1 protein-coding gene is annotated in these 512 nt (G+C 29.1%); it reads right to left on the minus strand.

Features of this window, described 5'->3' with window-relative positions:
- Positions 1-512 (minus strand): replication initiation protein (locus tag CYP28_RS01885; protein WP_141090900.1); only part of this gene is annotated, 512 nt, incomplete at both ends.

The raw sequence follows: 512 nt of genomic DNA on the forward strand, positions 1-512 counted from the left end.
ATATATGCCTAGTATTTTAATGTCGGTCAGTTCATTTATTTCCTTTTTGGCCAACTCTAAAATATCAAACTGTAAATTTCCCCAACGCCTTTTGTTTTTTGGGACTTCTAGCCAATCGCAAAACTCTTCTAATTCAAATTCTTTTTGCCTTGTTATATTTCTCAGATCTTTTAGAATTTGATATATCCTTATTGAATATTTAGAAGTCATATTGATAATATTTTTAATTTGGTATTTTGTAAAACTTTCAACTATTTTTAATAAATATGGGCGCATATAGTCATTAAATTTAAATTTGATTTCTCCTGTATCCTTGTCGTATTTAAAAACTTGATAAATAGGGTATGCTTCCCAGACCTTTTCGGTTTCTATCTCATAGACCTGCTTCAAAAGTGTTCTACAAACCGATTTTACAGTTCTAAAATCTAAATTAGTATCTTCACAAAAATCTTGCCTATCAAGTGTAATTTCTTTAAATTCATCGTCATTTTTGGCATCGATCGTAGTAATAG

This window comes from Campylobacter concisus, assembly GCF_002914195.1.
Classification (GTDB): domain Bacteria; phylum Campylobacterota; class Campylobacteria; order Campylobacterales; family Campylobacteraceae; genus Campylobacter_A; species Campylobacter_A concisus_M.